Origin of the sequence: Pseudomonas sp. AL03 (assembly GCF_029960815.1) — a bacterium.
Classification (GTDB): domain Bacteria; phylum Pseudomonadota; class Gammaproteobacteria; order Pseudomonadales; family Pseudomonadaceae; genus Aquipseudomonas.
On sequence record NZ_JASBRE010000011.1, the window covers coordinates 25,869 to 51,712 of the forward strand.

Annotated in this window: 20 protein-coding genes, 5 tRNA genes and 1 pseudogene; 17 read left to right on the top strand and 9 right to left on the bottom strand. The window is 59.4% G+C overall.

All coding sequences use genetic code 11. The features are described from left to right. Positions 1-122: 122 nt before the first annotated feature. The 3 genes from QK293_RS12780 (at position 123) to QK293_RS12790 (ending at position 4,526) form a co-directional block, all read left to right on the top strand. A complete protein-coding gene (locus QK293_RS12780; protein WP_282377638.1) occupies positions 123-2,693 on the top strand; it encodes an EAL domain-containing protein in 2,571 nt (856 codons plus the stop codon). A 98-nt stretch (positions 2,694-2,791) separates the two neighbouring features. Then, a complete protein-coding gene (locus QK293_RS12785) occupies positions 2,792-3,586 on the top strand; it encodes an exodeoxyribonuclease III (protein WP_282377639.1) in 795 nt (264 codons plus the stop codon). 112 nt (positions 3,587-3,698) lie between these two features. Further along, positions 3,699-4,526 (top strand): arylamine N-acetyltransferase, encoded by an 828-nt coding sequence (locus QK293_RS12790; RefSeq protein ID WP_282377640.1) that lies wholly within the window; start codon positions 3,699-3,701, stop codon positions 4,524-4,526. Positions 4,527-4,591: 65 nt separating this feature from the next. Here the strand turns inward: QK293_RS12790 and QK293_RS12795 are convergent, their stop codons facing one another. Continuing rightward, positions 4,592-4,924, bottom strand: a complete 333-nt coding sequence (locus QK293_RS12795; RefSeq protein WP_282377641.1) for a BrnA antitoxin family protein — start codon at positions 4,922-4,924, stop codon at positions 4,592-4,594. 3 nt (positions 4,925-4,927) lie between these two features. Beyond that, positions 4,928-5,209, bottom strand: coding sequence for a BrnT family toxin (locus QK293_RS12800; protein ID WP_282377643.1), 282 nt, complete (start codon positions 5,207-5,209; stop codon positions 4,928-4,930). A gap of 255 nt (positions 5,210-5,464) precedes the next feature. Between QK293_RS12800 and QK293_RS12805 the strand changes: the two genes are divergently transcribed. Further along, positions 5,465-6,982, top strand: coding sequence for a nucleobase:cation symporter-2 family protein (locus tag QK293_RS12805; protein ID WP_282377644.1), 1,518 nt, complete (start codon positions 5,465-5,467; stop codon positions 6,980-6,982). A gap of 89 nt (positions 6,983-7,071) precedes the next feature. On the opposite strand, the gene QK293_RS12810 is transcribed toward QK293_RS12805, so the two are convergent. Further along, positions 7,072-7,147, bottom strand: a tRNA-Asn gene (locus tag QK293_RS12810). 227 nt (positions 7,148-7,374) lie between these two features. Here QK293_RS12810 and QK293_RS12815 point away from each other — a divergent pair. Beyond that, entirely contained in the window at positions 7,375-7,605 is a 231-nt protein-coding gene (locus tag QK293_RS12815) for a hypothetical protein (RefSeq protein WP_282377645.1), read from the top strand. On the opposite strand, the gene QK293_RS12820 is transcribed toward QK293_RS12815, so the two are convergent. Further along, the gene (locus tag QK293_RS12820) at positions 7,602-7,802 is read right to left on the bottom strand and encodes a hypothetical protein (RefSeq protein ID WP_282377646.1); all 201 of its coding nucleotides are present in this window, start codon (positions 7,800-7,802) and stop codon (positions 7,602-7,604) included. The genes QK293_RS12815 and QK293_RS12820 overlap by 4 nt on opposite strands. A gap of 141 nt (positions 7,803-7,943) precedes the next feature. After that, entirely contained in the window at positions 7,944-9,140 is a 1,197-nt protein-coding gene (locus QK293_RS12825; RefSeq protein WP_282377647.1) for an amino acid aminotransferase, read from the bottom strand. 353 nt (positions 9,141-9,493) lie between these two features. Here QK293_RS12825 and uvrB point away from each other — a divergent pair, with 353 nt between their 5' ends. Next, positions 9,494-11,509 (top strand): excinuclease ABC subunit UvrB, encoded by a 2,016-nt coding sequence (gene uvrB / locus QK293_RS12830; protein WP_282377648.1) that lies wholly within the window; start codon positions 9,494-9,496, stop codon positions 11,507-11,509. Positions 11,510-11,654: 145 nt separating this feature from the next. Here the strand turns inward: uvrB and QK293_RS12835 are convergent, their stop codons facing one another. Next, complete coding sequence (locus QK293_RS12835) at positions 11,655-13,145, bottom strand: MDR family MFS transporter (RefSeq protein WP_282377753.1); 1,491 nt, start codon at positions 13,143-13,145, stop codon at positions 11,655-11,657. Between the two features lie 49 nt (positions 13,146-13,194). Further along, a pseudogene (locus QK293_RS12840) lies at positions 13,195-13,898 on the bottom strand (HlyD family secretion protein); the annotation flags it as partial. A gap of 140 nt (positions 13,899-14,038) precedes the next feature. On the opposite strand from QK293_RS12840, the gene gltX reads away from it, so the two are divergent. The 9 genes from gltX to QK293_RS12885 all read left to right on the top strand — a co-directional run bounded on the left by gltX (position 14,039) and on the right by QK293_RS12885 (position 19,253). Continuing rightward, positions 14,039-15,520: a glutamate--tRNA ligase gene (gene gltX / locus QK293_RS12845; RefSeq protein ID WP_282377649.1), complete on the top strand. Its 1,482-nt coding sequence runs from the start codon at positions 14,039-14,041 to the stop codon at positions 15,518-15,520. A 135-nt stretch (positions 15,521-15,655) separates the two neighbouring features. Further along, positions 15,656-15,731 (top strand) — tRNA-Ala (locus tag QK293_RS12850). Between the two features lie 79 nt (positions 15,732-15,810). Then, positions 15,811-15,886 (top strand) — tRNA-Glu (locus QK293_RS12855). 52 nt (positions 15,887-15,938) lie between these two features. Then, a tRNA-Ala gene (locus QK293_RS12860) sits at positions 15,939-16,014 on the top strand. Between the two features lie 80 nt (positions 16,015-16,094). Next, a tRNA-Glu gene (locus tag QK293_RS12865) sits at positions 16,095-16,170 on the top strand. A gap of 182 nt (positions 16,171-16,352) precedes the next feature. Continuing rightward, the gene (locus tag QK293_RS12870; RefSeq protein WP_282377650.1) at positions 16,353-16,892 is read left to right on the top strand and encodes a TetR/AcrR family transcriptional regulator; all 540 of its coding nucleotides are present in this window, start codon (positions 16,353-16,355) and stop codon (positions 16,890-16,892) included. 31 nt (positions 16,893-16,923) lie between these two features. Continuing rightward, on the top strand, positions 16,924-17,757 hold the full coding sequence (locus QK293_RS12875; RefSeq protein WP_282377651.1) for an alpha/beta fold hydrolase: 834 nt from the start codon (positions 16,924-16,926) through the stop codon (positions 17,755-17,757). A gap of 48 nt (positions 17,758-17,805) precedes the next feature. Next, positions 17,806-18,243: a thioesterase family protein gene (locus QK293_RS12880; protein ID WP_282377652.1), complete on the top strand. Its 438-nt coding sequence runs from the start codon at positions 17,806-17,808 to the stop codon at positions 18,241-18,243. A 50-nt stretch (positions 18,244-18,293) separates the two neighbouring features. Next, entirely contained in the window at positions 18,294-19,253 is a 960-nt protein-coding gene (locus tag QK293_RS12885; protein ID WP_282377653.1) for a tRNA-dihydrouridine synthase, read from the top strand. 113 nt (positions 19,254-19,366) lie between these two features. Here QK293_RS12885 and QK293_RS12890 read toward each other — a convergent pair whose 3' ends face one another. Beyond that, positions 19,367-22,645, bottom strand: coding sequence for a bifunctional diguanylate cyclase/phosphodiesterase (locus tag QK293_RS12890; RefSeq protein WP_282377654.1), 3,279 nt, complete (start codon positions 22,643-22,645; stop codon positions 19,367-19,369). A gap of 65 nt (positions 22,646-22,710) precedes the next feature. Then, complete coding sequence (locus tag QK293_RS12895) at positions 22,711-23,601, bottom strand: LysR family transcriptional regulator (RefSeq protein WP_282377655.1); 891 nt, start codon at positions 23,599-23,601, stop codon at positions 22,711-22,713. A 153-nt stretch (positions 23,602-23,754) separates the two neighbouring features. Here QK293_RS12895 and leuC point away from each other — a divergent pair, with 153 nt between their 5' ends. Both leuC and leuD read left to right on the top strand, forming a co-directional pair. Beyond that, complete coding sequence (gene leuC / locus QK293_RS12900) at positions 23,755-25,173, top strand: 3-isopropylmalate dehydratase large subunit (RefSeq protein WP_282377656.1); 1,419 nt, start codon at positions 23,755-23,757, stop codon at positions 25,171-25,173. 10 nt (positions 25,174-25,183) lie between these two features. Continuing rightward, positions 25,184-25,828, top strand: coding sequence for a 3-isopropylmalate dehydratase small subunit (gene leuD / locus QK293_RS12905; protein WP_282377657.1), 645 nt, complete (start codon positions 25,184-25,186; stop codon positions 25,826-25,828). The last annotated feature ends 16 nt before the right edge of the window (positions 25,829-25,844 follow it).

Genomic DNA, 25,844 nt, shown 5'->3' on the forward strand with positions numbered 1-25,844 from the left:
TTATCCGGGCGCCAGAGCCCAGCATGGCTGCTATGGTCAGTGAACGTTCGGCGAGTGCCCTGGCAAAAAGGCATCTCGAGCGTCGCATCCCGATCAGGCAATCGATTGACAGGATCAAGTGCATGGATATAACTGCCGTTACCACCGTCGCCGCTCCCCGTCATACGCCGATAACCCGCAACCTGGTGATTGTCGTCGGCCTGCTGTCTGTTCTGGGTGTGTTGATCGCCCTGTTGGCCCTGTTCAACATTGCCGGGCGGCTGGACGCCCAAGACCTGGCCAAGACCACGTTCTATACCCAGCGTGCGCTGGAAAACCGCATCACCGCTTCGAAAAACTACGTCGCCAGTTATGCAAACTGGACGACCGCCTACGACCATTTGAACGGCAAGGTCGATGTGCAATGGGCCTACGTCGAGCAGAACCTGGGCAAAACCTTATTCAGTATCGATCACTACGATGGCGTCTTCGTGGTCGATCATCAGCAAACCAAATACGCCGTGGTGCGCGGGCTTCAGGTGCAAGAGGCGGCGACCACCTATCTTTCGGCATCGATGGCGACGCTGATACAGGCAGTCCAGAGTCAGGAAAGCCTCATTGATCCCGTCAGCCAGTTCACACTGTTCGAGGGCAAACCGGCATTGCTGACGGCTGCCGCAATCGTCCCCAATGACGAAAGGCCGGCGGCCGATCCCCAAAGCACCTCGGTGCTGGTATTTGTCGACCCATTAAGCCCTGACAAGCTCAGCGCCCTGAGCACCGATTACGGTTTGCATGATTTAAACCTGGCGCCTGATGACGCCCTCGCGCCCGGCAGGCCAGCCGTGGCACTGGCGGGCACCGGCTACAGCCTGGTTTCCCGACTTGAACAACCGGGTCATCAGTTGCTCTGGTCGTTGCTGCCGCCATTGGGCGGGGCGCTGTCGGTGCTGGCGTTGTTAACGGTTTATTTCTTCCGGTATGTCTTACGCACGTCTGGGCACGTGGATGCCAGCTACACCAGCCTCGATTTATCGAACCAGGCGCTGGAGGCCAGTGAAGAACGTTTTCGTGCAGTGGCTGAGGCCGCTTCCGACTGGATCTGGGACATCGACGACAAGCTTTGCATCTCTTATCTGTCAGGACGTTTCGCCACCGTTACCGGTTATTCCGATCAGCAATGGATAGGGCAGGACATCGGGCAACTGCTCAATTGCGATACGATTCCCTTGTCGCTGTGGCTGCATAAGCTCAATGAAGAACAGCCCGTCAGCCATTTGCGCTGCTCCTATCGCGATCAATCGGGGCAACAGCGTATTTGCCGGGTTTCGGCTCGACCGATCCATCGCAAGGGCGCGGTGCTGGGCTATCGCGGAACGGCCAGCGACATCACCGATGAAGTCGCCGCCCATGCCCAGATTCAGCATCTGTCGTTGCACGATGCCCTGACGGGTCTGCCGAATCGCAACAAACTGGCGCGATTCCTCGATGAGGCCCTGGCGCAGAAAGAGCATTCGGCGGCGCTGGTGCTGTTGATGATCGATCTGGATAACTTCAAGCCGATCAACGATTCCCTCGGCCACCCGGCCGGTGACGCAGTGCTGCTGGAAGTTGCCACCCGATTGCGCGAGTGCACGCGGGACATTGATCTGGTCGCTCGGCTCGGCGGTGATGAGTTTGTGCTGGTGCTCAACGGCATGGACAGCCACGCGGAAATCGACCGGTTCTGCGAGCGCTTGCTCGAGAGCCTGCACCAGCCGATTCATTACGAGCATCACACGCTGCACATCGGGGCGAGCATCGGTGTCGCCTTGAGTCGGCGTCAGGGTCACATCCCCAATGAGTTGATCCGGTGTGCCGACATTGCGCTGTATCAGGCTAAATCCGATGGCAAGAGGACCTGGAGCTATTTTGCGCCGCACATGAACGATCAGATCCAGCACCGCCGGCGACTGGAAAACGACCTGCGCCGGGCGATCAAGAACAACGAGTTTGTGATGCATTACCAGCCGCGCTACAACATGGGCGGCAAGCAGGTCGTCTCGGTGGAAGCGTTACTGCGCTGGCAGCATCCGGAACAGGGGCTGCTGAGCCCCGACGCGTTTATCCCATTGGCCGAGCAGACTGACTTGATCGTGCCTTTGGGGCGTTGGGTGTTGCGTGAAGCCTGTGAAACGGCCTTGACCTGGCCCGGTGCGTTGATGGTGTCGGTCAATTTGTCGCCTGTTCAATTTGCCCGCAGCGATGTGGTGGAGGACGTCAGGGAGGCGTTGATCCAGACCCGTTTACCGGCCAGTCGCCTGGAGCTGGAGATCACCGAAAACGTGATGCTCATCGACGTGGAGGGCGCGCTGGCGACCATGAATGCGCTCAAGGAGCTGGGTGTGCGGTTGAACATGGACGACTTCGGCACCGGCTATTCGTCCTTGGGTTACCTGCGCTCGTACCCGTTCGACGGGATCAAGATCGACAAACGTTTCATCTCGTCCATGAGCGGCGGCGGCAATGACCGCGCCGTGGTGCAGGCAATCATCAACCTGGGCAAGGCCATGGGCCTGACCGTGACGGCAGAGGGGGTCGAAACCCCGGAGCAGATGGACTTCCTGATCTCGGATCAGTGCCATGAGGTACAGGGATTCTATTTGAGTCGACCCATGGAAAAGCAAGCGTTGCTGCCACTGCTCAAGGCGTCGCAGGACGAGTTTCCAGTGTAGGGGCGTGCCTTTAGTCACCTGTCGCGCTCGCGATGGCAACTGCCGGGGCGCACCCCGGTCACAACTGGATATCGACCCGCCATTGCGAGCGTTGGAACATGAAGAGCCTGAGAATCGCGACGTTCAACGTCAACGGCATGCGCGCCCGGCTGCCGAACTTGTTGGCCTGGCTTGAGCGAGAGCAGCCGGACATTGCCTGTTTGCAGGAGCTCAAGTCGGTCGACAGTGCATTCCCCGCCGCCGAGCTTGAGGCCGCTGGCTACGGCGCGATCTGGCAAGGTCAGTCTTCGTGGAACGGGGTGGCGATTCTGGCGCGGGATGCACAGCCGCTGGAGAGTCGTCGAGGTCTGCCGGGCGATGACAGCGACACCCATAGCCGGTATCTGGAGGCCGCCGTGCACGGGATTCTGGTGGGCTGCTTGTACCTGCCCAATGGCAACCCGCAGCCGGGGCCGAAGTTTGATTACAAGCTGGCGTGGTTCGAACGGCTGATCCATCACGCGCAGACGCTGCAGACCAGTGAGCATCCCGTGGTGCTGGCCGGTGACTACAACGTGGTGCCCACCGACCTGGACATCTACAACCCGCGATCCTGGCTGAAGGATGCGTTGCTGCAACCTGAAAGCCGCGAGTGTTATCAGCGCCTGTTGGCCCAGGGCTGGACCGATTCCTTGCGTCAACTGTATCCGGAGGATCGGCTCTATACCTTCTGGGATTATTTTCGCCAGCACTGGCAGAAAAACTCGGGCCTGCGCATCGATCATCTGCTGCTTAACCCGGCGCTGAGCCCTTATCTGCATGAGGCCGGAGTCGATGCCTGGGTTCGCAACGAGCCGCATGCCAGCGATCACGCGCCGACGTGGATTCGGTTGAGTTCGCGCAAGCGGCGTTGATCTTTATGTGTGCGGCGATTGGCTAAATCAATTGTCAGTCGAGCCGCTTTATCCCTTATACATGGCGCCCATCGGCCCAGAGATCCGCGGCCCCCTGCATAAGGACAGAGCAATGAGCGAGCCACACCTGACGAACCGAGCGTTGTACCTGCAGCGTCTGGGCTTCGACGCGCCCCCGGCGCCGACTCTGGAAACCCTGCGCCAACTTCAACTGCGTCACACCGGCGCCTTCCCGTTCGAAAACCTCACCACGTTGTCGGGCCAGCCGGTGCTCATCGACCTGCCGTCCATCGAGCAAAAGGTCCTGCACGACGGTCGCGGCGGTTACTGCTACGAACTCAACAACCTGTTTCTGGTCTTGCTCCAGGAACTGGGCTTCGATGCTCGCGGCATCTCCGGCCGAGTGGTCATGGGCCAGCCCGAAGGCGCGAGGACCGCCCGTACGCACCGCTTGAGCCTGGTAACCCTGGACGGCGTGCGCTACATCACCGACGTCGGCTTCGGCGGCATGGTGCCCACTGCACCGCTGATGCTCGATAACCCGGCTGAACAGCTCACACCTCACGAACCTTATCGCATCGAACAACACGTGGATGGTTACACCCTGCGTGCCAACGTCGGCGGCGAATGGCGAGCGATGTACATTTTCGATTTACAGCGCCAGGAAGACATCGATTACGCCGTCGGCAACTGGTACGTCTCGACCCATCCCGAATCGTCTTTCGCCAGGCAGCTGATGGTGGCGCGCACCGGGGAAGGGTGGCGACGCACGCTGAATAACGGCAATTTTGCAATTCATCGTATCGGCAGTGAGACTGAACGGCGGCAAGTGACGGATGTGGATGAGTTGATCGGATTGCTGGAGCGTGAGTTCGGAATTCGGGTGCCGGTGCATGCCGGGTTGAAGCGGGTGTTTGAGGGGCTGATTGAATCAAGCTAGCTCAGCTTTAGTAACAAGCAGCGGCACTCGGGCGTGAATCGCTCGACAGGGTTCATGAGGCAGGATCAAGACTCCATCACTCGATGGATTTCGCTGAGTACCTCTGAGAGTTTTTTCTCCAGGCTGCGCAGTTCGCAGGCTGTAATCCCTTCTTTGAAATGTCCCGCGTTCGCCACAGCGGTGCACTGATCCGACTCAGCCGTTTTGCCTTTATCGGTGAGCAAGGTCTGGCGCAAGGTGTTGTTGATTACCGTCTGATAGCCAAATCCCTCGCTCTCGGCCATAGAGCGAGCAGCCTCTATGACGACATCATCCAGCATAATGGTAATTCGGGTTTTGCCTTTGCCAGAAGCAACTGCTCCGCGCTTGGCATTGCTGAAGTCGTATTCGTCTTTCATTGATCAAACCTCCGTATAGCGCCGGCGCTCGCTTTTGGTGGCGATGCGCGCAGAAATGATTCGAACGAAATTCGGATCGCGATAGGTGTACGCGACGACCAACAAACGACCTTTGGCATCCTGCCCCATGATGATCCATCGCTGCTCATCGTGATGGTTGTCTTGCAACGAGAGGGCTCTCTCGTCATAAAACACGGCCTCGGTTTCCGCGAGGCTGATTCCTTGGTGCTTTAATTTGTTAGCTGCGTTCTTTGCCTTGTGATACTGAATGTCGAATGGCTTCATTATGCATACTTTATATGTATAAGCGAGAGGCGTCCGTGCCAACGGTCGCTTTGAACTCCCAAGACTAGCGGGCAAAGAACGAGGCAAAGAAAGGATGTATTTCAAAAGTTTTTGGAGGGGGAGGCTGCGCAGGTAAAGGACCGCGTGGACAGGTGTCCATAATCTGACTGACTAGTTGTATACAACTCTATAGACATTTGTCCTGACTCTTGCATACAGTGTGCGCACAACAAAAACCAGGGAACCCCCCACACCATGAAAACGCCCCCTGTTTCACACCTACGGCCTGAGGACGAAAATCTCGGTGTCGGCGCGAATATGGCTTACGGCCTGCAACACGTTCTGACCATGTACGGCGGCATTGTCGCGGTGCCTTTGATCATCGGCCAGGCGGCCGGGCTCTCGCCGGCGGACATTGGTTTGCTGATTGCTGCTTCATTGTTTGCGGGTGGCTTGGCGACATTACTGCAAACGCTGGGATTACCGTTTTTTGGCTGCCAATTGCCGCTGGTACAGGGCGTGTCTTTCTCTGGTGTCGCGACGATGGTGGCGATTGTCAGCAGTGGCGGGGAGGGCGGGTTTCAATCAATTCTCGGGGCGGTGATTGCCGCCTCCCTGATTGGTTTGTTGATCACGCCGGTATTCTCACGAATCACCAAGTTTTTCCCGCCGCTGGTCACGGGCATTGTGATCACCACCATCGGCCTGACGCTGATGCCGGTAGCCGCACGCTGGGCCATGGGCGGCAACAGCCACGCCCCGGATTTCGGCAGCATGGCGAACATCGGTCTGGCGGCCGTGACGCTGGTGTTGGTGCTGTTGTTGAGCAAGATCGGCAGCGCGACCATCTCTCGTTTGTCGATCTTGTTGGCCATGGTCATCGGTACGGTGATCGCAGTGTTCCTCGGCATGGCAGACTTCTCGTCCGTCACCCAGGGCCCGATGTTCGGCTTCCCGACACCCTTCCATTTCGGCATGCCGACCTTCCACTTCGCTGCGATCCTGTCGATGTGCATCGTGGTGATGGTAACCCTGGTGGAAACTTCGGCGGACATCCTCGCGGTGGGTGAAATCATCGACACCAAGGTCGACTCCAAACGCTTGGGCAACGGCCTGCGCGCCGACATGCTGTCGAGCATGATCGCGCCGATCTTCGGCTCCTTTACCCAAAGCGCCTTCGCTCAGAACGTCGGGCTGGTGGCGGTGACCGGCATCAAGAGCCGCTTCGTGGTGGCTACCGGTGGTGTGTTTCTGGTGGTCCTCGGCTTGCTACCGTTTATGGGCCGGGTCATCGCCGCGGTACCGACTTCTGTTCTCGGCGGCGCCGGTATCGTGCTGTTCGGCACCGTGGCAGCCAGCGGGATTCGTACGCTGTCCAAGGTCGACTACCGCAACAACGTCAACCTGATCATCGTCGCCACCTCCATCGGCTTCGGCATGATCCCCATCGCTGCGCCGAATTTCTACGACCACTTCCCAAGCTGGTTCGCAACGATCTTCCATTCAGGCATCAGCTCCTCGGCAATCATGGCCATCGTACTCAACCTGACCTTCAACCACCTCACCGCCGGTAATTCGGATCAGCAATCGGTGTTCGCGGCCGGTACTGAGCGTGTCCTGCGCTATCAGGATCTGGCGGCGTTGCGCGAAGGGGATTACTTTAGCGAAGGCAAACTGCGTGACTGCGACGGGAATGAGATCCCGGTGGTGGAAGCGGACCATGGACATGCAGAGCCGCGGGCGGTGCATTCGAAAAGTGGTGAGCATGTCTGACGGCTGCACTCGCTAATAGGACTGTAGATCTGTCGCCCACAAAAAAGCCCCTGAATCTTTCGATTCAGGGGCTTTTCGATATTGCTGTATGGCTCCACGACCTGGACTCGAACCAGGGACCCAGTGATTAACAGTCACTTGCTCTACCAACTGAGCTATCGCGGAATGGCGTGTATGTTACTGATTCAAAAAGAGAAGTCAAGCACCTGTTGGCCTCTTGACGGATTCATGGGGACGGACGGTGGTTTATCGACCGTGGGCGGTTACCAGAATCCCCTCAGAGGTCTACCATGGCCGCCCGGAAGTGGTTACACGCGCTGCCGGCCATTCGCCGAAAAGGTACGCGCCATGAATCAACCAACCACCACGCCTCGCCAGAACGGGGTGTTCGCATGAGCATCGCTCAGATCAGCCTGCCCAAAGGCGTCGGTCCTCACGCCGAAAAACTGTTCGACGCAATCACTCAGGCCAGTACCGCTGACGAATTGAACCGTGCCGGTGGCAAGGCCGAAGGTTTTGTCCTTGGCCTGGAAAGCACCAAGGCCATCAAAAGCCAGGTCGCCGAATCGCTCTACGTCGCCTATGACGACGCTGCCAGCCAACGCGCAACCGAACTGACCTAACCGCCGAAGGTGACGGTGGCGAGCATCAGTTTGGCGTACAGCATCGTCGTGATCAGTTGCACCAGCCACAAGGCCAGGCCGCCGAGAAACACGCCGGCAGCGACTTGCATCACCAGGTTATTGCTACGTTTGGCCGGAGTGCGAGGCGCGAAATGGTCCAGCTCATCGCGGTCGGCGCGTAGGTCATCGTTTTTCATGTTGGCTCTCGTAAGAATTTCGGGGTGTACATAAAACCTGTGGGTGCAGTCTAGAGCCCTCGGTCGATGCATTGAGAATTATCTGAGACAAATAAAAAACGGGAAGCCCAAGGGCTTCCCGTTTTTTTACCACTCGACGACTCAGATCACCGCAACGATGGCCTTGGTCACGACATCGATGTTGCTCTGGTTCAGCGCGGCAACGCAGATGCGGCCGGTGTCCAGGGCGTAGATGCCGAACTCGCTACGCAGGCGGGTCACTTGCTCAACCGTCAGGCCGGAGTAGGAGAACATGCCGCGCTGACGGCCGACGAAGCTGAAGTCACGCTGGGTCGCTTTCTGGGCAAGCAGGTCGACCATCTGAATGCGCATGCCGCGAATCCGCAGGCGCATTTCAGCCAGTTCTTCTTCCCATTGAGCGCGCAGTTCCGGGCTGTTCAACACGGCGGCGACGATGCTTGCACCGTGGGTCGGCGGGTTGGAGTAGTTGGTGCGGATCACGCGTTTGACTTGCGACAGCACGCGCGCGCTTTCTTCTTTCGATTCGCTGACGATCGACAGGGCGCCCACGCGCTCGCCGTACAACGAAAAGGATTTGGAGAACGAGCTGGAAACGAAGAACGTCAGGCCTGATTCAGCGAACAGACGTACCGCAGCGGCGTCTTCGTCGATCCCATCGCCAAAGCCCTGATAGGCCATGTCGAGGAACGGCACGTGACCTTTGGCTTTCAACACGTCCAGAACGTTTTTCCAGTCTGCCGGGCTCAGGTCCACGCCGGTCGGGTTGTGGCAGCACGCGTGCAGCACAACGATCGAACCGGACGGCAGGGCGTTCAGGTCTTCCAGCAAACCAGCACGGTTCACGTCGTGGGTTGCGGCGTCGTAGTAGCGATAGTTCTGAACCGGGAAGCCGGCAGTTTCGAACAGCGCACGGTGGTTTTCCCAGCTCGGGTCGCTGATCGCCACGACAGCGTTCGGCAGCAGTTGCTTGAGGAAGTCGGCACCGATTTTCAGCGCGCCAGTACCGCCAACGGCCTGGGTGGTGATGACCCGGCCTGCAGCGATCAGCGGCGAGTCGTTGCCAAACAGCAATTTTTGCACAGCCTGGTCGTAGGCGGCGATGCCGTCGATTGGCAAGTAGCCACGGGAAGCGTGTTGAGCGACGCGAATCGTCTCGGCTTCGACAACGGCGCGCAGGAGTGGAATTCGCCCCTCCTCGTTGCAGTAAACACCGACCCCCAGGTTGACCTTGTTGGTACGGGTATCGGCGTTGAATGCTTCGTTGAGGCCCAGGATTGGATCACGTGGTGCCATTTCGACAGCGGAGAACAGGCTCATTTTGCGGCGGCTCTGAATGGAGAGTGGAGGGACGTGTCGCGCTCCAGCCGAATGCACTAGAGCGGTGCACAAACGGGGAGCTAGTATAGAGGCCATCAGCGATTGATGGCGACAGACGATTCTGCTTTTACGGTAAGTTTTTCCGATTATTTTTCGACCGTTAGTCGATTGGCCGCGTCAAACGTTTTACCCGATGTAGGACGTTTGCCTTGAAAGCGCGGGCAGTCGGCACCACATTAAGCACAATCCAGTTTTTTCCTCGGGCGACATCGGTCGTTTGCGGTCTTTCTCGTTGCTGTCCGGTTTGACCGTACAAGGCGCGACTCCTGCTTCGAAAACCGAGAGGTTATTTCATGTCTGAATTCCAGCTAGTCTCCCGCTTCGAGCCCGCCGGCGATCAGCCGGAAGCCATCCGTCTGATGGTCGAGGGCATCGAAGCCGGGCTGGCGCACCAGACGTTGCTTGGTGTGACCGGCTCGGGCAAGACTTTCAGCATCGCCAATGTGATCGCCCAGGTGCAGCGTCCAACCCTGGTGCTGGCGCCGAACAAAACGCTGGCTGCACAGTTGTACGGCGAGTTCAAAGCGTTCTTCCCGAACAACGCCGTCGAGTACTTCGTTTCCTACTACGACTACTACCAGCCCGAAGCCTACGTGCCGTCGTCGGATACGTTCATCGAGAAAGACGCCTCGATCAACGATCACATCGAACAGATGCGACTGTCCGCGACCAAGGCGTTGCTGGAGCGCAAAGACGCGATCATCGTCACCACGGTGTCGTGCATCTACGGCCTGGGCAGCCCGGAAACTTATTTGAAGATGGTTCTGCACGTGGATCGCGGCGACAAGCTCGATCAGCGTGCGTTGCTGCGTCGCCTGGCAGACCTGCAATACACCCGCAACGACATGGATTTCGCCCGTGCGACCTTCCGGGTCCGCGGCGATGTGATCGATATCCACCCGGCGGAATCCGATTTTGAAGCGATCCGCATCGAGCTGTTCGATGACGAAGTCGAGAAGATTTCCGCCTTCGATCCGTTGACCGGCGAAGTGATCCGTCAGTTGCCGCGTTTCACTTTCTATCCGAAAAGCCACTACGTGACGCCACGGGAAACCCTGCTCGGCGCCATCGAAGGCATCAAGGTCGAGCTTCAGGAGCGCCTGGACTACCTGCGTTCCAACAACAAACTGGTGGAAGCGCAGCGTCTGGAGCAGCGCACCCGGTTTGACCTGGAGATGATTCTCGAGCTGGGTTACTGCAACGGTATAGAAAACTACTCGCGCTACCTGTCCGGCCGTGAATCTGGCCAGGCGCCACCGACCTTGTTTGACTACCTGCCGGCCGACGCCTTGCTGGTGATCGACGAATCCCACGTCAGCGTGCCGCAGGTCGGCGCCATGTATAAAGGCGACCGCTCCCGTAAGGAGACGCTGGTGGAATACGGTTTCCGCCTGCCGTCAGCGCTGGATAACCGGCCGATGCGTTTCGACGAGTTCGAAAACATTAGCCCGCAGACGATTTTTGTCTCGGCGACGCCGGGTAACTACGAGGCCGAACATGCCGGTCGCGTGGTCGAGCAACTGGTGCGCCCGACCGGCCTGGTGGACCCGCAAATCGAAATCCGTCCGGCGCTGACCCAGGTCGACGATTTGCTCTCGGAAATCGGCAAGCGCGTGGCGCTGGAAGAGCGGGTGCTGGTCACGACGTTGACCAAGCGTATGTCCGAAGACTTGACCGATTACCTGGCTGACCATGGCGTACGGGTGCGTTATCTGCACTCGGACATCGACACGGTTGAGCGGGTCGAAATCATCCGCGATCTGCGTCTGGGCACCTTCGATGTATTGGTGGGGATCAACTTGCTGCGTGAAGGTCTGGACATGCCGGAAGTGTCCCTGGTGGCGATTCTCGATGCGGACAAGGAAGGCTTCCTGCGTTCCGAGCGCTCGCTGATCCAGACCATCGGCCGGGCGGCGCGCAACCTCAATGGTCGGGCGATTCTCTACGCGGATCGCATTACCGGCTCGATGGAGCGGGCGATCGGCGAAACCGAGCGTCGTCGCGACAAGCAGATCGCCTTCAACCTGGCCAATGGCATCACGCCCAAAGGCGTGTTCAAGGACGTTGCCGACATCATGGAAGGCGCCACCGTGCCGGGTTCGCGCAGCAAGAAGCGCAAAGGCATGGCCAAGGCCGCCGAGGAGAACGCCAAGTACGAAGCGGAATTGCGTTCGCCGGGCGAAATCGCCAAGCGCATTCGTGCGCTGGAAGAGAAGATGTATCAGCTTGCTCGCGACCTGGAATTCGAAGCCGCGGCGCAGATGCGTGATGAGATTGGCAAGTTGCGGGAGCGGTTGATCACCGTTTGAGTTTTGCAGCACCCGAGCGGGCCTCTTCGCGGGCAAGTCGGATCGCCGCCCGCACGCTCCCACAGGTTTTGTGTCGTTTATCAATTATGCGAACGACACAAAACCTGTGGGGGTGTGGCTTGCCCGCGAAGGCCGCGCCGCGATTTCAATGTGTTTCGTCGGCCTTCAACCCCGCCGGCAACGCCTTGGTCAGCAACACCGCCAGCATGCTGATCCCCAACGCAATCCCGACAAAGTGAAAGGCATCGTTGTAAGCCATGATCGACGCTTGCTGATGCGCAATTTCACTGAGCTTGCCCAGCGCTGCCGTCTCACTGCCAAACCGATCCGCCAGCGATGCCATGCGCTCGGCTACCTGCGGGTTGGTCGGCACAATCGCTTCACGCAAGTAATCAAAGTAAGTCTTGGTCCGCGCATCCAGCAACGTAGCGAGGAGGGCGATGCCAATCGCGCCGCCGAGGTTGCGCAGGATGTTGAACAGGCTCGATGCCGACCCCGCGTCCTGCGGCAGGATGTAGGCGGTAGCGATCAATGAGATGGTCACCATGATCAGCGGTTGGCCCAGCGCCCGGATGATCTGGATCTGATTGAACTGCGGCCCGGCGAAGTCCGGGTTCAACACGCCCGATGAAAAACTCGCCAATCCAAATAGCCCGAAACCCAGCGTACACGCCCATTTCGGCGAGACGTATTTCATCAGCTTCGGCACCAGCGGAATCAGAAACAGCTGCGGCACGCCCATCCACATGATCACTTCGCCGATCTGCAAGGCGTTGTAGTTCTGGATCTGTGCCAGGTACAGCGGCAACAGGTAGATCGAGCCGTACAAACCGCCCCCCATCCCGACACTGGAAATACTCGATAAACCGAAGTTGCGATTGCGCAGGATGCCGAGGTTGATCAGCGGATTGGGCTTGGACGTCTGCACGATCACAAAGGTGATCAGGCTGATCAGCGCGATGCTGCCCAGGGTCACGATCAGGCTCGATTCCAGCCAGTCCTTGCGATGGCCTTCTTCCAGAAACACCTGCAAACAACCGAGGCCGACGCCCAGCGTGAGAATGCCCATGTAGTCGGTGCTTTTCAGCAGTTCCCAATGGGCTTGTTTTTTTTCCAGGCCGTACATCAGGCCGGCGATCATGATCAGCCCCGGCGGAATGTTGATGTAGAAGATGTATTCCCAGCCCCAATTCTCGGTCAGCCAGCCGCCCAGAGTCGGGCCGATGGAGGGTGCGAAGGTTGCGGTCATGGCGAACATGGCCATGCCTTTGGCGCGGTGGTGTTCGGGGAGTTTGATCAGCGTGAGGGTGAACGCCAGCGGAATCAGCGCACCGCCGGTAAAGCCCTGCAAGGCGCGGAAGACGATCATGCTTTCCAGGCTCCAGGCCATGGAGCAGAGCAGGGAAGCGGCGAGAAATCCAAGCGACACCCACACCGCGAGCCGACGCGCCGAGAGCAACTGCACCAGCCACGCCGTCAGCGGGATCATGATGATTTCCGCCACCAGGTACGAGGTGGAAATCCACGAACCTTCTTCCAGGGTCGCCGCCAGCGCGCCCTGAATGTCCTTGAGTGACGAGTTGGTGATCTGGATGTCGAGCACCGCCATGAAGGCGCAGAGCATCACGCTCATCACCGCAATCCAGTCCCGCCGGGTCGGTTCGCCGGCCGGGCGGATCAGTTGATCACCGGCCATCGTCAGGGGCGTCTTTGATGTTCACTTTAGCGGTGACTGACATGCCCGGACGAATCTTGCCTTGCAGCGGATTGTTCGCGGCGAAGGTCAGTTTTACCGGAATCCGTTGTACGACTTTGGTGAAGTTGCCGGTGGCATTGTCCGGCGGCAACAGGCTCAACTGTGCGCCCGAAGCGGCGAACAGGCTGTCCACCCGCGCATCGATGGGTGTATCGCTGCAGGCATCGAAGATCAGTTCGGCTTTTTGGCCGGGCTGCATGTGGCCGATCTGGGTTTCCTTGAAGTTGGCCTGAATCCAGATGTCCTGGTCCGGGACGATCGACATCAGATAAGCACCCGCCTGCACGTACTGGCCTTCACGGGCAGCGCGCTGGCCGATCAGGCCGCTGATGGGGGCGTGGATTTCACTGCGGGTCAGGTTCAGTTCGGCCTGGGCCAGGTCGGTTTTGGCGTTGGCGATCATGGCGTCGAGGCGGTTGATCTCGGCGGCCAGGGCGTTGATTTGTTGGCGCTGACTTTGTGTGTCCGCCTGGGCGTTGGTCACTTGCGAGCGGGCGATGGGTTGTCGGCGGAGAGGGTGGTTACTCGTTCTTCCGACACGTAACCGGGTTTGCGCAGGGTCTGCGCGCGAGACAAGTCGATCTGCGAACGACCGAGGCTGGCCTGGCTGGAGGCGACTTGCGCGTCACTGGCATCGGCTGATATTCGGCCATTCACCGCGGCATACGTGCGTTGTAGACGCAACCTTGGCTTAAATGCCCTGTTCACTGGAGCCGGGCGGGCAACGCCTGTTACCATTCGCCCTTTGTTATATCTTCATTTCGAGACTTGCCATGACCACCGTCCGCACTCGCATCGCGCCATCGCCCACCGGGGATCCCCACGTAGGTACCGCTTACATCGCTTTGTTCAACTACTGCTTTGCCAAGCAGCATGGCGGTGAGTTCATCCTGCGCATCGAAGACACCGACCAATTGCGTTCGACCCGCGAGTCCGAACAACAGATTTTCGACGCCCTGCGCTGGTTGGGTATTGACTGGAGCGAAGGCCCGGACGTCGGCGGCCCGCACGGTCCTTACCGTCAGAGCGAGCGCGGCGAGATCTATCAGAAGTACTGCCAGCAGCTGGTTGAAATGGGCCATGCCTTTCCTTGCTTCTGTACGGCCGAAGAGCTGGACCAGATGCGCGCCGAGCAAATGGCGCGCGGCGAAACCCCGCGTTACGACGGTCGTGCGCTGTTGCTGTCTGCGGATGAAGTCGCGCGTCGCCTGGCCGCTGGCGAGCCGCATGTCATCCGCATGAAGGTGCCAAGCGAAGGCGTCTGCGTGGTGCCGGACATGCTGCGTGGCGACGTCGAGATCCCATGGGATCGCATGGACATGCAAGTGTTAATGAAGACCGACGGCCTGCCGACGTACTTCCTGGCTAACGTGGTCGATGATCACCTGATGGGTATCACCCACGTTCTGCGCGGCGAAGAGTGGCTACCCTCGGCGCCGAAACTGATTCTGCTGTACGAGTACTTCGGCTGGGAACAACCGGAGTTGTGCTACATGCCGCTGCTGCGTAACCCGGACAAGAGCAAGCTGTCCAAGCGCAAGAACCCGACCTCGGTGACGTTCTACGAGCGCATGGGCTTCATGCCGGAAGCGATGCTCAACTACCTGGGTCGCATGGGCTGGTCGATGCCGGACGAGCGCGAGAAGTTCTCGCTGCAGGAAATGGTCGACCACTTCGACCTGAGCCGTGTTTCCCTCGGCGGGCCGATTTTCGACATCGAGAAACTGTCGTGGCTCAACGGCCAGTGGTTGCGTGACCTACCGGTGGAAGAATTCGCCAGCCGCTTGCAGACCTGGGCGCTGAATCCGGAATACATGATGAAGATCGCGCCGCACGTGCAGGGTCGGGTTGAAACCTTCAGCCAGGTCGCCCCGCTGGCCGGTTTCTTCTTCGCCGGTGGCGTGAACCCGGACGCCAAGTTGTTCGAATCCAAGAAGCTGTCGGGCGATCAGGTGCGTCAGTTGATGCAGTTGATTTTGTGGAAGCTGGAAAGCCTGCGTCAGTGGGAAAAGGACAGCATCACCGCAACGATTCAAGCAGTGGTCGAATCCCTGGAACTGAAGTTGCGTGACGCCATGCCGCTGATGTTTGCCGCGATCACTGGCCAGGCCAGTTCGGTGTCGGTGCTGGATGCGATGGAAATCCTCGGTCCGGACTTGACCCGTTTCCGTCTGCGCCAGGCGATCGACTTGCTCGGTGGCGTGTCGAAGAAGGAAAACAAGGAATGGGAAAAACTCTTGGGCAACATCGCCTAAGATCGTTTTACCCCCGTTTTTCGGGGGGAGGGCGGTAAGTGATTGTTATGGCGGCAAAAAATTTTTGAAATTGTTAAAAATAAGTTTGACAGCCTTCCGAAGCGCCATTAAGATTCGCCCCGTCCTCAGCGATGAGGGGCTATAGCTCAGCTGGGAGAGCGCTTGCATGGCATGCAAGAGGTCGACGGTTCGATCCCGTCTAGCTCCACCAATTTACACTTCAAGGTCTGGCCACACCGGTCTTGAAGCGATCGACTCTCAGGGTTGATCAGTTGTATAGAAGGGTTTACGTCCCCTTCGTCTAGTGGCCTAGGACACCGCCCTTTCACGGCGGTAACAGGGGTTCGAGTCCCCTAGGGGACGCCAGTTTTACAGAAGCAGTATCGCAAGATGCCGCTCCGCCGCCAGGCGATAAATCGGGGCTATAGCTCAGCTGGGAGAGCGCCTGCATGGCATGCAGGAGGTCAACGGTTCGATCCCGTTTAGCTCCACCAATTTTACAGTTCAAGGTCTGGCCACACCGGCCTTGAATCGATCAGCTCTCAGCGCTGATCAGTTGTATAGAAGGTTTTGCGTCCCCTTCGTCTAGTGGCCTAGGACACCGCCCTTTCACGGCGGTAACAGGGGTTCGAGTCCCCTAGGGGACGCCACGATTACCCGCTCTGCGGGATTTTATAAGGGTCATTCAATTATTGAATGGCCCTTTTGTTTGTCTGGCGTTTGCCAAATCCCCTAATTCTTTCAAACTGTTCTTCAGACCAGCGGTCACATCCACGACTTGCGAAAAATTATTATGAGAATAATATTCTAGTCGTAATATTCGGAGGCAACGATGAACGATAAAAAAGCTCAAACCCGCGAACGCATCCTCAAGGCTGCCAGTGCAGCGCTGATTCAGCGTGGCCCGGCCGAACCGAGCGTGGGCGAAGTGATGGGTGCAGCCGGCCTCACCGTCGGCGGCTTCTATGCGCACTTCGAAAGCAAGGACGCGATGATGCTGGAAGCATTCAAGCAGTTGCTCGGCCACCGCCGTGGCTTGATTGCCGACATGGATGCCCAGTTAACCGGCGAAGAGCGTCGCGCGTTGGTTGCTGCGTTCTATCTGTCACGCAAACACCGTGATTCCTCTGAGTCAGCGTGCCCGATTCCGGCTTCGGTCGGTGAACTGGGCCGGCTGCCGGACGCGTTTCGTGTGGCACTGAATGAGCATGTGGAGTTGATGGTCGCGCAGTTGGCGGCCAGCCCGGAAGAGACCGACAAAGCCTTGGCCGACATGGCCTTGATGGTCGGTGGTTTGGCTCTGGCGCGCGCGCTGGGGCCAGGAGAGTTGTCCGATCGATTGCTGCGCGCCGCCAAATCGGCGGTGCTATGACCTGAAGGCCTTGGCCTGAGGAGTGAGAGCGATGAGCACGTTGAAGTGGGTTCGTGGCGTTAATGGCACCTTGGGCTGGTTCGCACCGAAACTGGTCGCGAGCATAATGCGACTGGCATTCATGACACCGCGGGAGCTGCCGCCGCGTGATTGGGAATTGCCGCTGTTGGCGAAATCCGAGCGGATCACCTTGCGCTTTGGCCTCTCGGCACTGCGTTGGGGGCAGGGTCCGGCCGTGTTGCTGATGCACGGTTGGGAGGGTCGGCCAACGCAGTTTGCCAGCCTCATCACCGCACTGGTCGATGCCGGTTACACCGTGGTTGCTCTGGATGGCCCGGCTCACGGTCGCTCGCCGGGCAGCGAAGCGAACGTCGTGCTGTTTGCTCGAGCCATGCTTGAAGCCGCTGCCGAGTTGCCGCCGCTGCAAGCGGTTATCGGTCACTCCATGGGTGGTGCCAGTGCCATGCTCGCCGTTCAACTGGGCTTGCGCACCGAAACCCTGGTCACCATCGCCGCCCCGGCTCGGATTCTCGGCGTGTTGCGCGGTTTCGCCCGTTACGTGCGGTTGCCACCGAAAGCCCGTTCGGCGTTCATTCGCCAGGTCGAGAAAGACGTCGGGATGCGCGCTGCGGCGCTGGATGTCGCGCACTATCAACTCGACATGCCCGGCCTGATCGTCCATGCCGAAGACGACTGCTACGTTCCGGTCAAGGAATCGCAGCTGATCAACGAAGCCTGGTTTGACAGCCGTCTGTTGCGCCTGGAAGCGGGTGGTCATCAACGGGTGCTGGCGGACCCTCGGGTGATCGAAGGCGTTCTTTCGCTGCTGGCCGGTCGCAGTCTGCAATCGCGCCAATCGGCCTGAGCATCCGTTACACTGCCCCGGTAAAAAATTTCTGACCAGGAGTGGGGCATGGGCTGGGATCGGGCAACGCCATTTATCATTGATCTGGAAGTCGGCGCAGAGGACATCGATGGGCTGGGTCACGCGAACAACGCGGTGTACGTGACCTGGCTCGAACGCTGTGCCTGGCGCCACTCCCAGCGGCTGGGCCTGGATCTGGTCGAGTATCGTCGGCTGGACCGGGCGATGGCGGTAGTGCGGCACGAAATCGATTACCTGGCGGCCGCCTATGAAGGCGATGAATTGCAATTGGCGACCTGGATTGTCGATTGGGACCAGCGCCTGAAAATGACCCGGCACTTTCAGTTGAAGCGCCCCAGCGACAACACTACGTTGCTGCGGGCGCAAACCACCTTCGTCTGCATCGAACTGTCGACCGGCAAGCCCAAGCGTATGCCAACGGAATTCATCGAGGGCTACGGCCCCGCGTTGCAAGTCGCGATCTAATCGATGCTTTCGAGTAAACTGCTGCACGTTTTTCGTTGAGTGTGTTTTTCATGCAAATTGCTTTGGCGCCCATGGAGGGGTTGGTCGACAACATCCTGCGGGACGTACTGACCCGTGTGGGCGGTATCGATTGGTGCGTGACCGAGTTCATTCGGATCAACGATCAACTGCTCACGCCTGCCTATTACCACAAGTTCGGCCCGGAGCTGCTGACCGGCGCCCGGACCGCGTCCGGCGTGCCGCTGCGGGTACAGCTGCTCGGTTCCGATCCGGTATGCCTGGCAGAAAACGCCGCGCTGGCCTGCGAGCTGGGGTCCGAGGTGATCGACCTGAACTTCGGCTGCCCGGCCAAGACCGTCAATAAATCCCGTGGCGGCGCGGTGCTGCTCAAAGAGCCTGAGCTGCTGAACCAGATCGTCGAGCATGTCCGTCGTGCGGTTCCGGCGCACATTCCAGTGACCGCGAAGATGCGCCTCGGTTTCGACAGTCCGGACGGTGCGCTGGTGTGTGCCACGGCCCTGGCCGAAGGTGGCGCGGCACACATCGTCGTTCATGCTCGGACCAAGACTGATGGCTACAAACCGCCGGCCCACTGGGAATGGATTCCGCGGGTGCAGGACGTGGTCAAGGTGCCGGTGTTCGCCAATGGTGATATCTGGAGCGTCGAAGACTGGCGTCGTTGCCGCGAAATCAGCGGTGTCGAGGACATCATGCTCGGTCGCGGTCTGGTCTCGCGCCCGGACCTGGCGCGGCAAATCGCGGCAGCGCGGGCCGGTGAGGACGTCATCGAGATGACCTGGGCTGAGCTGCTGCCGCTGATTCAGGACTTCTGGCTGCAAGCCAAGGCGCAGATGACGCCACGCCAGTCGCCGGGTCGCTTGAAGCAGTGGCTGGCGATGCTGACCCGCAATTATCCCGAAGCGGTCGAGTTGTTCACCGTCCTGCGTCGCGAGACCGAACTGGATCAGGTCTCGCGTTTACTGGGTCTTCAGGTGTCTGAAGCGGCCTGAATCCAAATTAAAAAAAAACAGCACATGCAGGCAGAACTCACGACTGCTTCGTCCGAATGCGGCCCAAACCGAACGCAGCCTCGCGCTGCTCGGCAGCGGCTACAAGGTCCGCGTCATTTGAGCAGCTTTTGAAACTCCTCCACCGGCAGCGGCGGGCTGTGCAAAAACCCCTGATAAAAATGGCAGCCCAGCCCCTGTAAAAATTCCAGCTGCTCCGGTGTCTCTACCCCTTCGGCAATCACTTTCAATTCGAGGCTGAGGGCCATGGCGACGATGGCGCGGATAATCTCGGCGTCGTTGGGGTCGGTCGTGGCGTCGCGGATGAACGACTGGTCGATTTTCAGGGTGTCGACCGGCAGACGCTTGAGGTAAGTCAGCGAGGAATAGCCGGTGCCGAAATCGTCCATCGCAAAACTCACGCCGAGTTTTTTCAGGCGACGCATTTTGTTGATGGTGTCTTCCAGGTTCTGGATCACGATGCCTTCGGTGATTTCCAGTTTTAGCAGCGAGCAGGGCAGGCCATGACTGCTGAGGCTGTGTTCGATGCGTTCGACGAAGTCGTTTTGCCGGAATTGCCGCGGGCTGATATTTACGCACAGGCTGAAGTCCAGCGGGTCGACCAGGCCATTGGCGATCAGTTGTTTGAAGGCGCTGCAGGCTTCGTCGATGATCCAGGTGCCCACTTCCAGAATCAGTCCGCTGTCCTCCAGCACCTTGATGAACTCGGTGGGCGATTGCGCGCCAAGTTCCGGGTGGTTCCAGCGTACCAGCGCCTCGGCGCCGACGATGCGGTCGTTCCGGGCGTCCACCTGAGGTTGGTAGTGCACGCGGAACTCACCCCGGGAAAGGGCCAGGCGCAGGTCGGTTTCCATGCGCAGGCGTTCGCTCGCAGCCTTCTGCATGGTGTTGTGGTACATCTGCGTGGTATTGCGGCCTGAGTCCTTGGCTCGGTAGAGGGCGATGTCGGCGCGTTTGAGCAGGTCGGTCGGGGTCGAACCATGGTCGGGAATCAGCGCGATGCCGATGCTCGGGGTCACTTGCAGGCGTTGTCCGTCGAGGAACATCGGCTCCGACAGCAGTTCACGCAAGGTGTCCGCCAACTGCTGAACCTGCTCGCTGACCTCGTTGCGCGAGCCTTCGAGCCCGCTGAGCAGCACCACGAATTCGTCACCGCCCAAACGGGCGACGGTGTCCTCCATGCGCACGCTGGCTTCGAGGCGCGCGGTGATGATTTTCAGCACGGTATCGCCCACCGGATGACCGAGCGAATCATTGATGTGCTTGAAGTGATCAAGGTCGAGAAACATCAGGGCACCGCGCAGGTTGTGGCGCTTGAGCAGGGCGATCTGCTGGCTCAGGCGATCCATCAGCAGCGCGCGGTTGGGCAGGTTGGTCAGCGGGTCGTGGTAGGCCAGGTGACGGATTTGCGCTTCAGCGTTTTTCAGCAGGCTGACGTCCCGCGCAGTCAGCAGCAGGCAAGCGGTTTCGTTGAGGGTGATCGGCTCCACCGAGACCTCGACAGTCAGCAGCTCGCCGCGTTTATTGCGCCCGAGCGTTTCCTGGTGGTGCACCCGGCCCTTGATCTGTAGTTCGGCGAGCAGCGCCGAGCGTTGTTTTTCATCGGCCCAGATGCCGACCTGATACACCGTGCGACCAATCACTTCGTCGGCGCGGTAGCCGGTCAGGCGGCAGAAGCCGTCGTTGACCTCCAGATAGCGTCCGGTGTCGCGCTCGGTGATGGTGATCGCGTCGGGGCTTGAGTGGAACGCCTTGGCGAACTTCTCTTCACTGGCCTTGAGCGCCGCTTCCGAGCGTTGTTGCTGGGTAATGTCGCGCAGGGTGGTGACGATGCACGGCTGGTCGCCGACGCTGATCTGGCGGCTGGAGATCACGCAGGTCAGGGATTGCCCGTCTTTGTGCTGAACCAGGATCGCCACGTTGTTCAGGCCTTGTTCACGGATGACCTGCTCGATCCGTCGCAGGCTTTTCGCCGAAGCGTCCCATAGACCGATTTCGTCGGCGCCGCGGCCAATCACGTCGGCGGCGCTCCAGCCGAAGGCCTGGGTGAAACTGGAGTTGATCTCGATGAATTGGCCGGTGTCCTGACGGGTCACGCAAATCGGGTCCGGGCTGACCTGGAACAGGGTGGCGAACTTCTCTTCGGACGCCACCAGCAGCTGCTCGCGCTCCACCTGATCGGTGATGTCGAGCAGCGTGCCGGCCATGCGCAACGGGGCGCCGTTGTCGTCGCGATAGAGTCGGGCGCGGCTTTCCAGGAAGCGCGAGCTGCCATCCGGCAATTGCACGCGGTAGGTCAGTTGATAATTGCCGGCCGGGCCTTCTCGCAGGCTGCGATAGGCGTCGCGCATGGTGCCGCGCTCTTCGTCGGGCACGCCTTCGAAAAACTCGTCAAAGGATTCATGGAAAGGTTTGGCCTCCATCCCGTGTAACTGGGCGGCGCGTGCCGAGCCGTACAGCATGCCGCTGGGAATGTGCCAGTCCCAGGTACCCAGTTGCGCCGAATCCAGAGCAAGGTCGAGCCGCTCCTGGCTGTCTTTCAGGGCAAGCTCGGCGGCTTTTCGTTCGGTGGTGTCCAGAAACGTACTCAGCAGATACGGCTGGCCTTCGAGCTCCACCTTTTGTGCGCTGAGAATGCCGTCATGGACTTGGCCATTGCTGGCACGAAACTGCACCTCCATGCTGACCAGTTCGCCCTTGGCCTTGGTGGCCTTGACCAGTTGTGCCCGTTGCTCCGGGTGCACCCAAAGGCCCAGTTCCAAAGTGGTACGACCAATGGCGTTTTGCACGGGCCAGCCGAACAGGCTTTCAAAATACTGGTTGGCTTCGGTAATCAGGCCGTCTTCCTGACGGGTCAGCAGGACCATGTTCGGGCACAGGTGGAACAGCGTGGCAAAGCGCTTTTCCGAGCTGCTCAACGCTTGTTCGCGCTGGCGCTGGTGGGTGATTTCGCGGATCACGCCAATCATCCGTGGCCGACCGTGTTTGTCCGGCAACAGGCTGCCGTTGATCTCCAGCCAGTGCAGGCTGCCGTCGGGCCAGCGAATGCGGTGGTGCATCGCCTGTTCCAGCGGAGCGCCGGCGATCACCGCGTGGAAAGCGCGAATGGTTTTCGCCCGATCCTCTGGCGGCAGCAAGTCGAGGTATTCCAGATCCGCCGGCAGCGGTTGCCGGGGATCGAAGCCGAACAGCGCCTGGGTACCGCGCGACCAACTGATCTGCCCGCGCTCGATGTCCCAATACCAGGCGCCCAGACGTGCACCGTTGAGGGCGGCCAACAATTGTGGGGCGCTTTCCCAGCTCTGCTCGGACCGTTTCGGGTCAAGCGCCTGTATACGCGGCATCGGCGGAACACGGTCAACAGATTTCGGCATTGGCAAGCCTTGGCTGAGTGGGGTGTTAGTGACAGTAACTCGAGGCTCTACAGAAGTAGCACAGCTTAGCCGAGAGTCCCTGGCAGATCGATTTGTGCATCCAGCAAGGCCATGAAGGCTCGCGCCGCATTCGATAGCGTCCTTTCTGTGTGCAGGATATAGCCTAGCTGGCGAGTCAGTTGTATGCCCGGTAAAGGTATTCGCGCAACCTGATCATCCAGCATGGTGCGCGGCAACACGCTCCAGGCCAGGCCAATCGAGACCATCATCTTTATGGTTTCCAGATAATTCGTGCTCATGGCGATGTTCGGCGTCAGGCCTTGAGCTTCGAACAGGCGCCGGACGATGTGGTGGGTAAAGGTGTTGCCACCAGGAAATACCGCCGGGTGCAGGGCAATGTCCGCCAGGCTGACCGGGCCGTCGCTGATCAGCGAGTGCTCCGGGGCGACCACGAAGTCCAGCGGGTCGTCCCACACCGGCGTGGCCTTGATCAGTGCGTGGGGCTCCGGTGCCAGGGTGATGACCGCCAGTTCGGCGCGGCCATGGAGTATTTCTTCGTAGGCCACCTCCGAATCGAGGAACTGAATATCCAGCGCCACCTGTGGGTAGCGTCGGGTGAATTCCCTTAATAAGGGTGGTAAACGGTGCAGGCCGATGTGGTGACTGGTGGCCAGGGTCAGACGACCGGTCACTTCGCCGGTCAGGTTGGTCAGGGCGCGGCGGGTGTCGTCCAGCACATTCAGGATCTGATAGGCCCTCGGCAGCAAAGCGCGCCCGGCCTCGGTCAGGCTGACTTCACGGCCCAGGCGATCGAACAGGCGCACCTTCAATTGCTGCTCCAGTCCGGCAATGCGCTTGCTGATCGCCGGTTGGGTCAGGTGTAGCCGTTCGCCAGCGCCGGAGAAACTCCCGGTCTCGGCAATCGCGATAAACGCGTTGAGGTTGGCCAGATCCATTGTGGTATTCCAGTTGGTTATCCAAAGCATAAAAAATATGAATTTGAGTTATTTAATGTAACCCCCTAGGATCGACCTCACAAGCCAAGGGGTTATTGAACCGTGCATGACCCAAGGCATAGAAAATAGCAGCAAGCTGATGAGGACCGTCTGATGGCCGGCAAAACGCTTTACGACAAGCTCTGGGATTCCCATGAAGTGAAACGGCGCGACGATGGGTCGTCGCTGATCTATATCGACCGCCACATCATCCATGAAGTGACTTCTCCCCAAGCTTTCGAAGGCCTGCGTCTGGCCGGGCGCAAGCCTTGGCGCGTCGACTCGATCATCGCGACCCCGGACCACAACGTACCGACCACGCCGGATCGCAAGGGCGGCATCGAAGCGATTACCGACCAGGTCTCGCGTTTGCAGGTTCAGACCCTCGATGACTACTGCGATGAATACGGCATCACCGAATTCAAAATGAATGATGTGCGTCAGGGCATCGTTCACGTGATCGGTCCGGAGCAGGGTGCCACCTTGCCGGGCATGACCGTGGTCTGCGGCGATTCGCACACCTCGACTCACGGCGCGTTTGGCGCCTTGGCCCACGGCATCGGGACTTCCGAGGTCGAGCACGTGTTCGCCACGCAGTGTCTGGTCGCCAAGAAAATGAAAAACATGCGGGTGTCGGTCGAAGGCAAATTGCCGTTCGGCGTGACGGCCAAGGACATCGTGCTCGCGGTGATCGGCAAAATCGGCACCGCCGGCGGTAACGGCCACGCCATCGAGTTCGCCGGCAGCGCCATTCGCGATTTGTCCGTTGAAGGCCGCATGACCATCTGCAACATGTCCATCGAGGCCGGCGCTCGCGTAGGTCTGGTGGCTGCCGACGAAAAAACCGTGGCTTACGTCAAGGGTCGTCCATTCGCCCCGAAAGGCGCGGAATGGGACATGGCGGTCGAATCCTGGAAAGACTTGGTGTCCGACGCTGACGCCGTATTCGACACCGTGGTCGAGCTCGACGCCACTCAGATCAAGCCTCAAGTCAGCTGGGGTACGTCGCCCGAGATGGTCGTGGCGGTTGATCAGAACGTTCCCGATCCTGCGAAGGAAATGGACCTGGTCAAACGCGGCTCCATCGAGCGCGCCTTGAAATACATGGGTTTGAGCGCCAATCAGGCGATCACCGACATTCAACTGGACCGCGTATTCATTGGTTCCTGCACCAACTCGCGGATCGAAGACTTGCGCGCTGCGGCGGTGATCGCCAAGGGCCGTAAAGTCGCTTCGACGATTAAGCAAGCCATCGTGGTGCCGGGCTCGGGCCTGGTGAAGGCACAAGCCGAGGCCGAAGGCCTGGACAAAATTTTCCTCGAAGCCGGTTTCGAGTGGCGTGAACCGGGTTGCTCGATGTGCCTGGCGATGAACCCGGACCGTTTGGAGTCGGGCGAGCATTGCGCCTCGACCTCCAACCGCAACTTCGAAGGGCGTCAGGGCGCTGGTGGTCGTACTCACCTGGTCAGCCCGGCCATGGCCGCGGCGGCTGCCGTCAACGGTCGTTTCATCGACGTTCGCGAACTGATCTGAGGAACCGCACATGAGAGCTTTTACCCAACACACCGGTTTGGTCGCACCCTTGAACCGTGCCAACGTCGACACCGACCAGATCATTCCGAAGCAGTTCTTGAAGTCGATCAAGCGCACCGGTTTTGGTCCGAGCCTGTTTGACGAATGGCGCTACCTGGACGTGGGTTATGCCTACCAGGACAACTCCAAGCGTCCGCTGAACAAGGACTTTGTCCTCAACGCCGAGCGTTATCAAGGCGCCAGCGTGCTGCTGGCCCGCGAGAACTTCGGTTGCGGCTCGAGCCGCGAACACGCGCCGTGGGCGCTGGAAGAATACGGTTTTCGCAGCATCATCGCGCCGAGCTACGCCGACATCTTCTACAACAACAGCTTCAAGAACGGCTTGCTGCCGATCATCTTGAGCGACGCTGAAGTCGATGAACTGTTCCAGCAGGTCGAAGCGAATCCTGGCTACGAGTTGACGGTCGACCTGCAAGCCCAGACCGTGACCCGGCCTGATGGCAAGGTTTACAGCTTTGAACTTGACGAGTTCCGCAAGCATTGCCTGGTCAACGGCCTGGACGACATCGGCCTGACCTTGCAGGAAGGTGAGGCGATCGCGGCGTTTGAAGCCAAACACCGTGCGAGCCAGCCCTGGTTGTTTCGCGACGCGTGATTGTTTGTAAAACGTG

Bases quoted from the DNA above. Each gene is read 5' to 3' on its own strand.
- QK293_RS12780 (WP_282377638.1), top strand. From the start codon at position 123: ATGGATATAACTGCCGTTACCACCGTCGCCGCTCCCCGTCATACGCCG.
- gltX (WP_282377649.1), top strand. From the start codon at position 14,039: ATGACCACCGTCCGCACTCGCATCGCGCCATCGCCCACCGGGGATCCC.
- uvrB (WP_282377648.1), top strand. From the start codon at position 9,494: ATGTCTGAATTCCAGCTAGTCTCCCGCTTCGAGCCCGCCGGCGATCAG.
- QK293_RS12785 (WP_282377639.1), top strand. From the start codon at position 2,792: ATGAAGAGCCTGAGAATCGCGACGTTCAACGTCAACGGCATGCGCGCC.
- leuD (WP_282377657.1), top strand. From the start codon at position 25,184: ATGAGAGCTTTTACCCAACACACCGGTTTGGTCGCACCCTTGAACCGT.
- QK293_RS12825 (WP_282377647.1), bottom strand. From the start codon at position 9,140: ATGAGCCTGTTCTCCGCTGTCGAAATGGCACCACGTGATCCAATCCTG.
- leuC (WP_282377656.1), top strand. From the start codon at position 23,755: ATGGCCGGCAAAACGCTTTACGACAAGCTCTGGGATTCCCATGAAGTG.
- QK293_RS12895 (WP_282377655.1), bottom strand. From the start codon at position 23,601: ATGGATCTGGCCAACCTCAACGCGTTTATCGCGATTGCCGAGACCGGG.
- QK293_RS12890 (WP_282377654.1), bottom strand. From the start codon at position 22,645: ATGCCGAAATCTGTTGACCGTGTTCCGCCGATGCCGCGTATACAGGCG.
- QK293_RS12815 (WP_282377645.1), top strand. From the start codon at position 7,375: ATGAGCATCGCTCAGATCAGCCTGCCCAAAGGCGTCGGTCCTCACGCC.
- QK293_RS12790 (WP_282377640.1), top strand. From the start codon at position 3,699: ATGAGCGAGCCACACCTGACGAACCGAGCGTTGTACCTGCAGCGTCTG.
- QK293_RS12880 (WP_282377652.1), top strand. From the start codon at position 17,806: ATGGGCTGGGATCGGGCAACGCCATTTATCATTGATCTGGAAGTCGGC.
- QK293_RS12820 (WP_282377646.1), bottom strand. From the start codon at position 7,802: ATGAAAAACGATGACCTACGCGCCGACCGCGATGAGCTGGACCATTTC.
- QK293_RS12875 (WP_282377651.1), top strand. From the start codon at position 16,924: ATGAGCACGTTGAAGTGGGTTCGTGGCGTTAATGGCACCTTGGGCTGG.
- QK293_RS12885 (WP_282377653.1), top strand. From the start codon at position 18,294: ATGCAAATTGCTTTGGCGCCCATGGAGGGGTTGGTCGACAACATCCTG.
- QK293_RS12800 (WP_282377643.1), bottom strand. From the start codon at position 5,209: ATGAAGCCATTCGACATTCAGTATCACAAGGCAAAGAACGCAGCTAAC.
- QK293_RS12805 (WP_282377644.1), top strand. From the start codon at position 5,465: ATGAAAACGCCCCCTGTTTCACACCTACGGCCTGAGGACGAAAATCTC.
- QK293_RS12795 (WP_282377641.1), bottom strand. From the start codon at position 4,924: ATGAAAGACGAATACGACTTCAGCAATGCCAAGCGCGGAGCAGTTGCT.
- QK293_RS12870 (WP_282377650.1), top strand. From the start codon at position 16,353: ATGAACGATAAAAAAGCTCAAACCCGCGAACGCATCCTCAAGGCTGCC.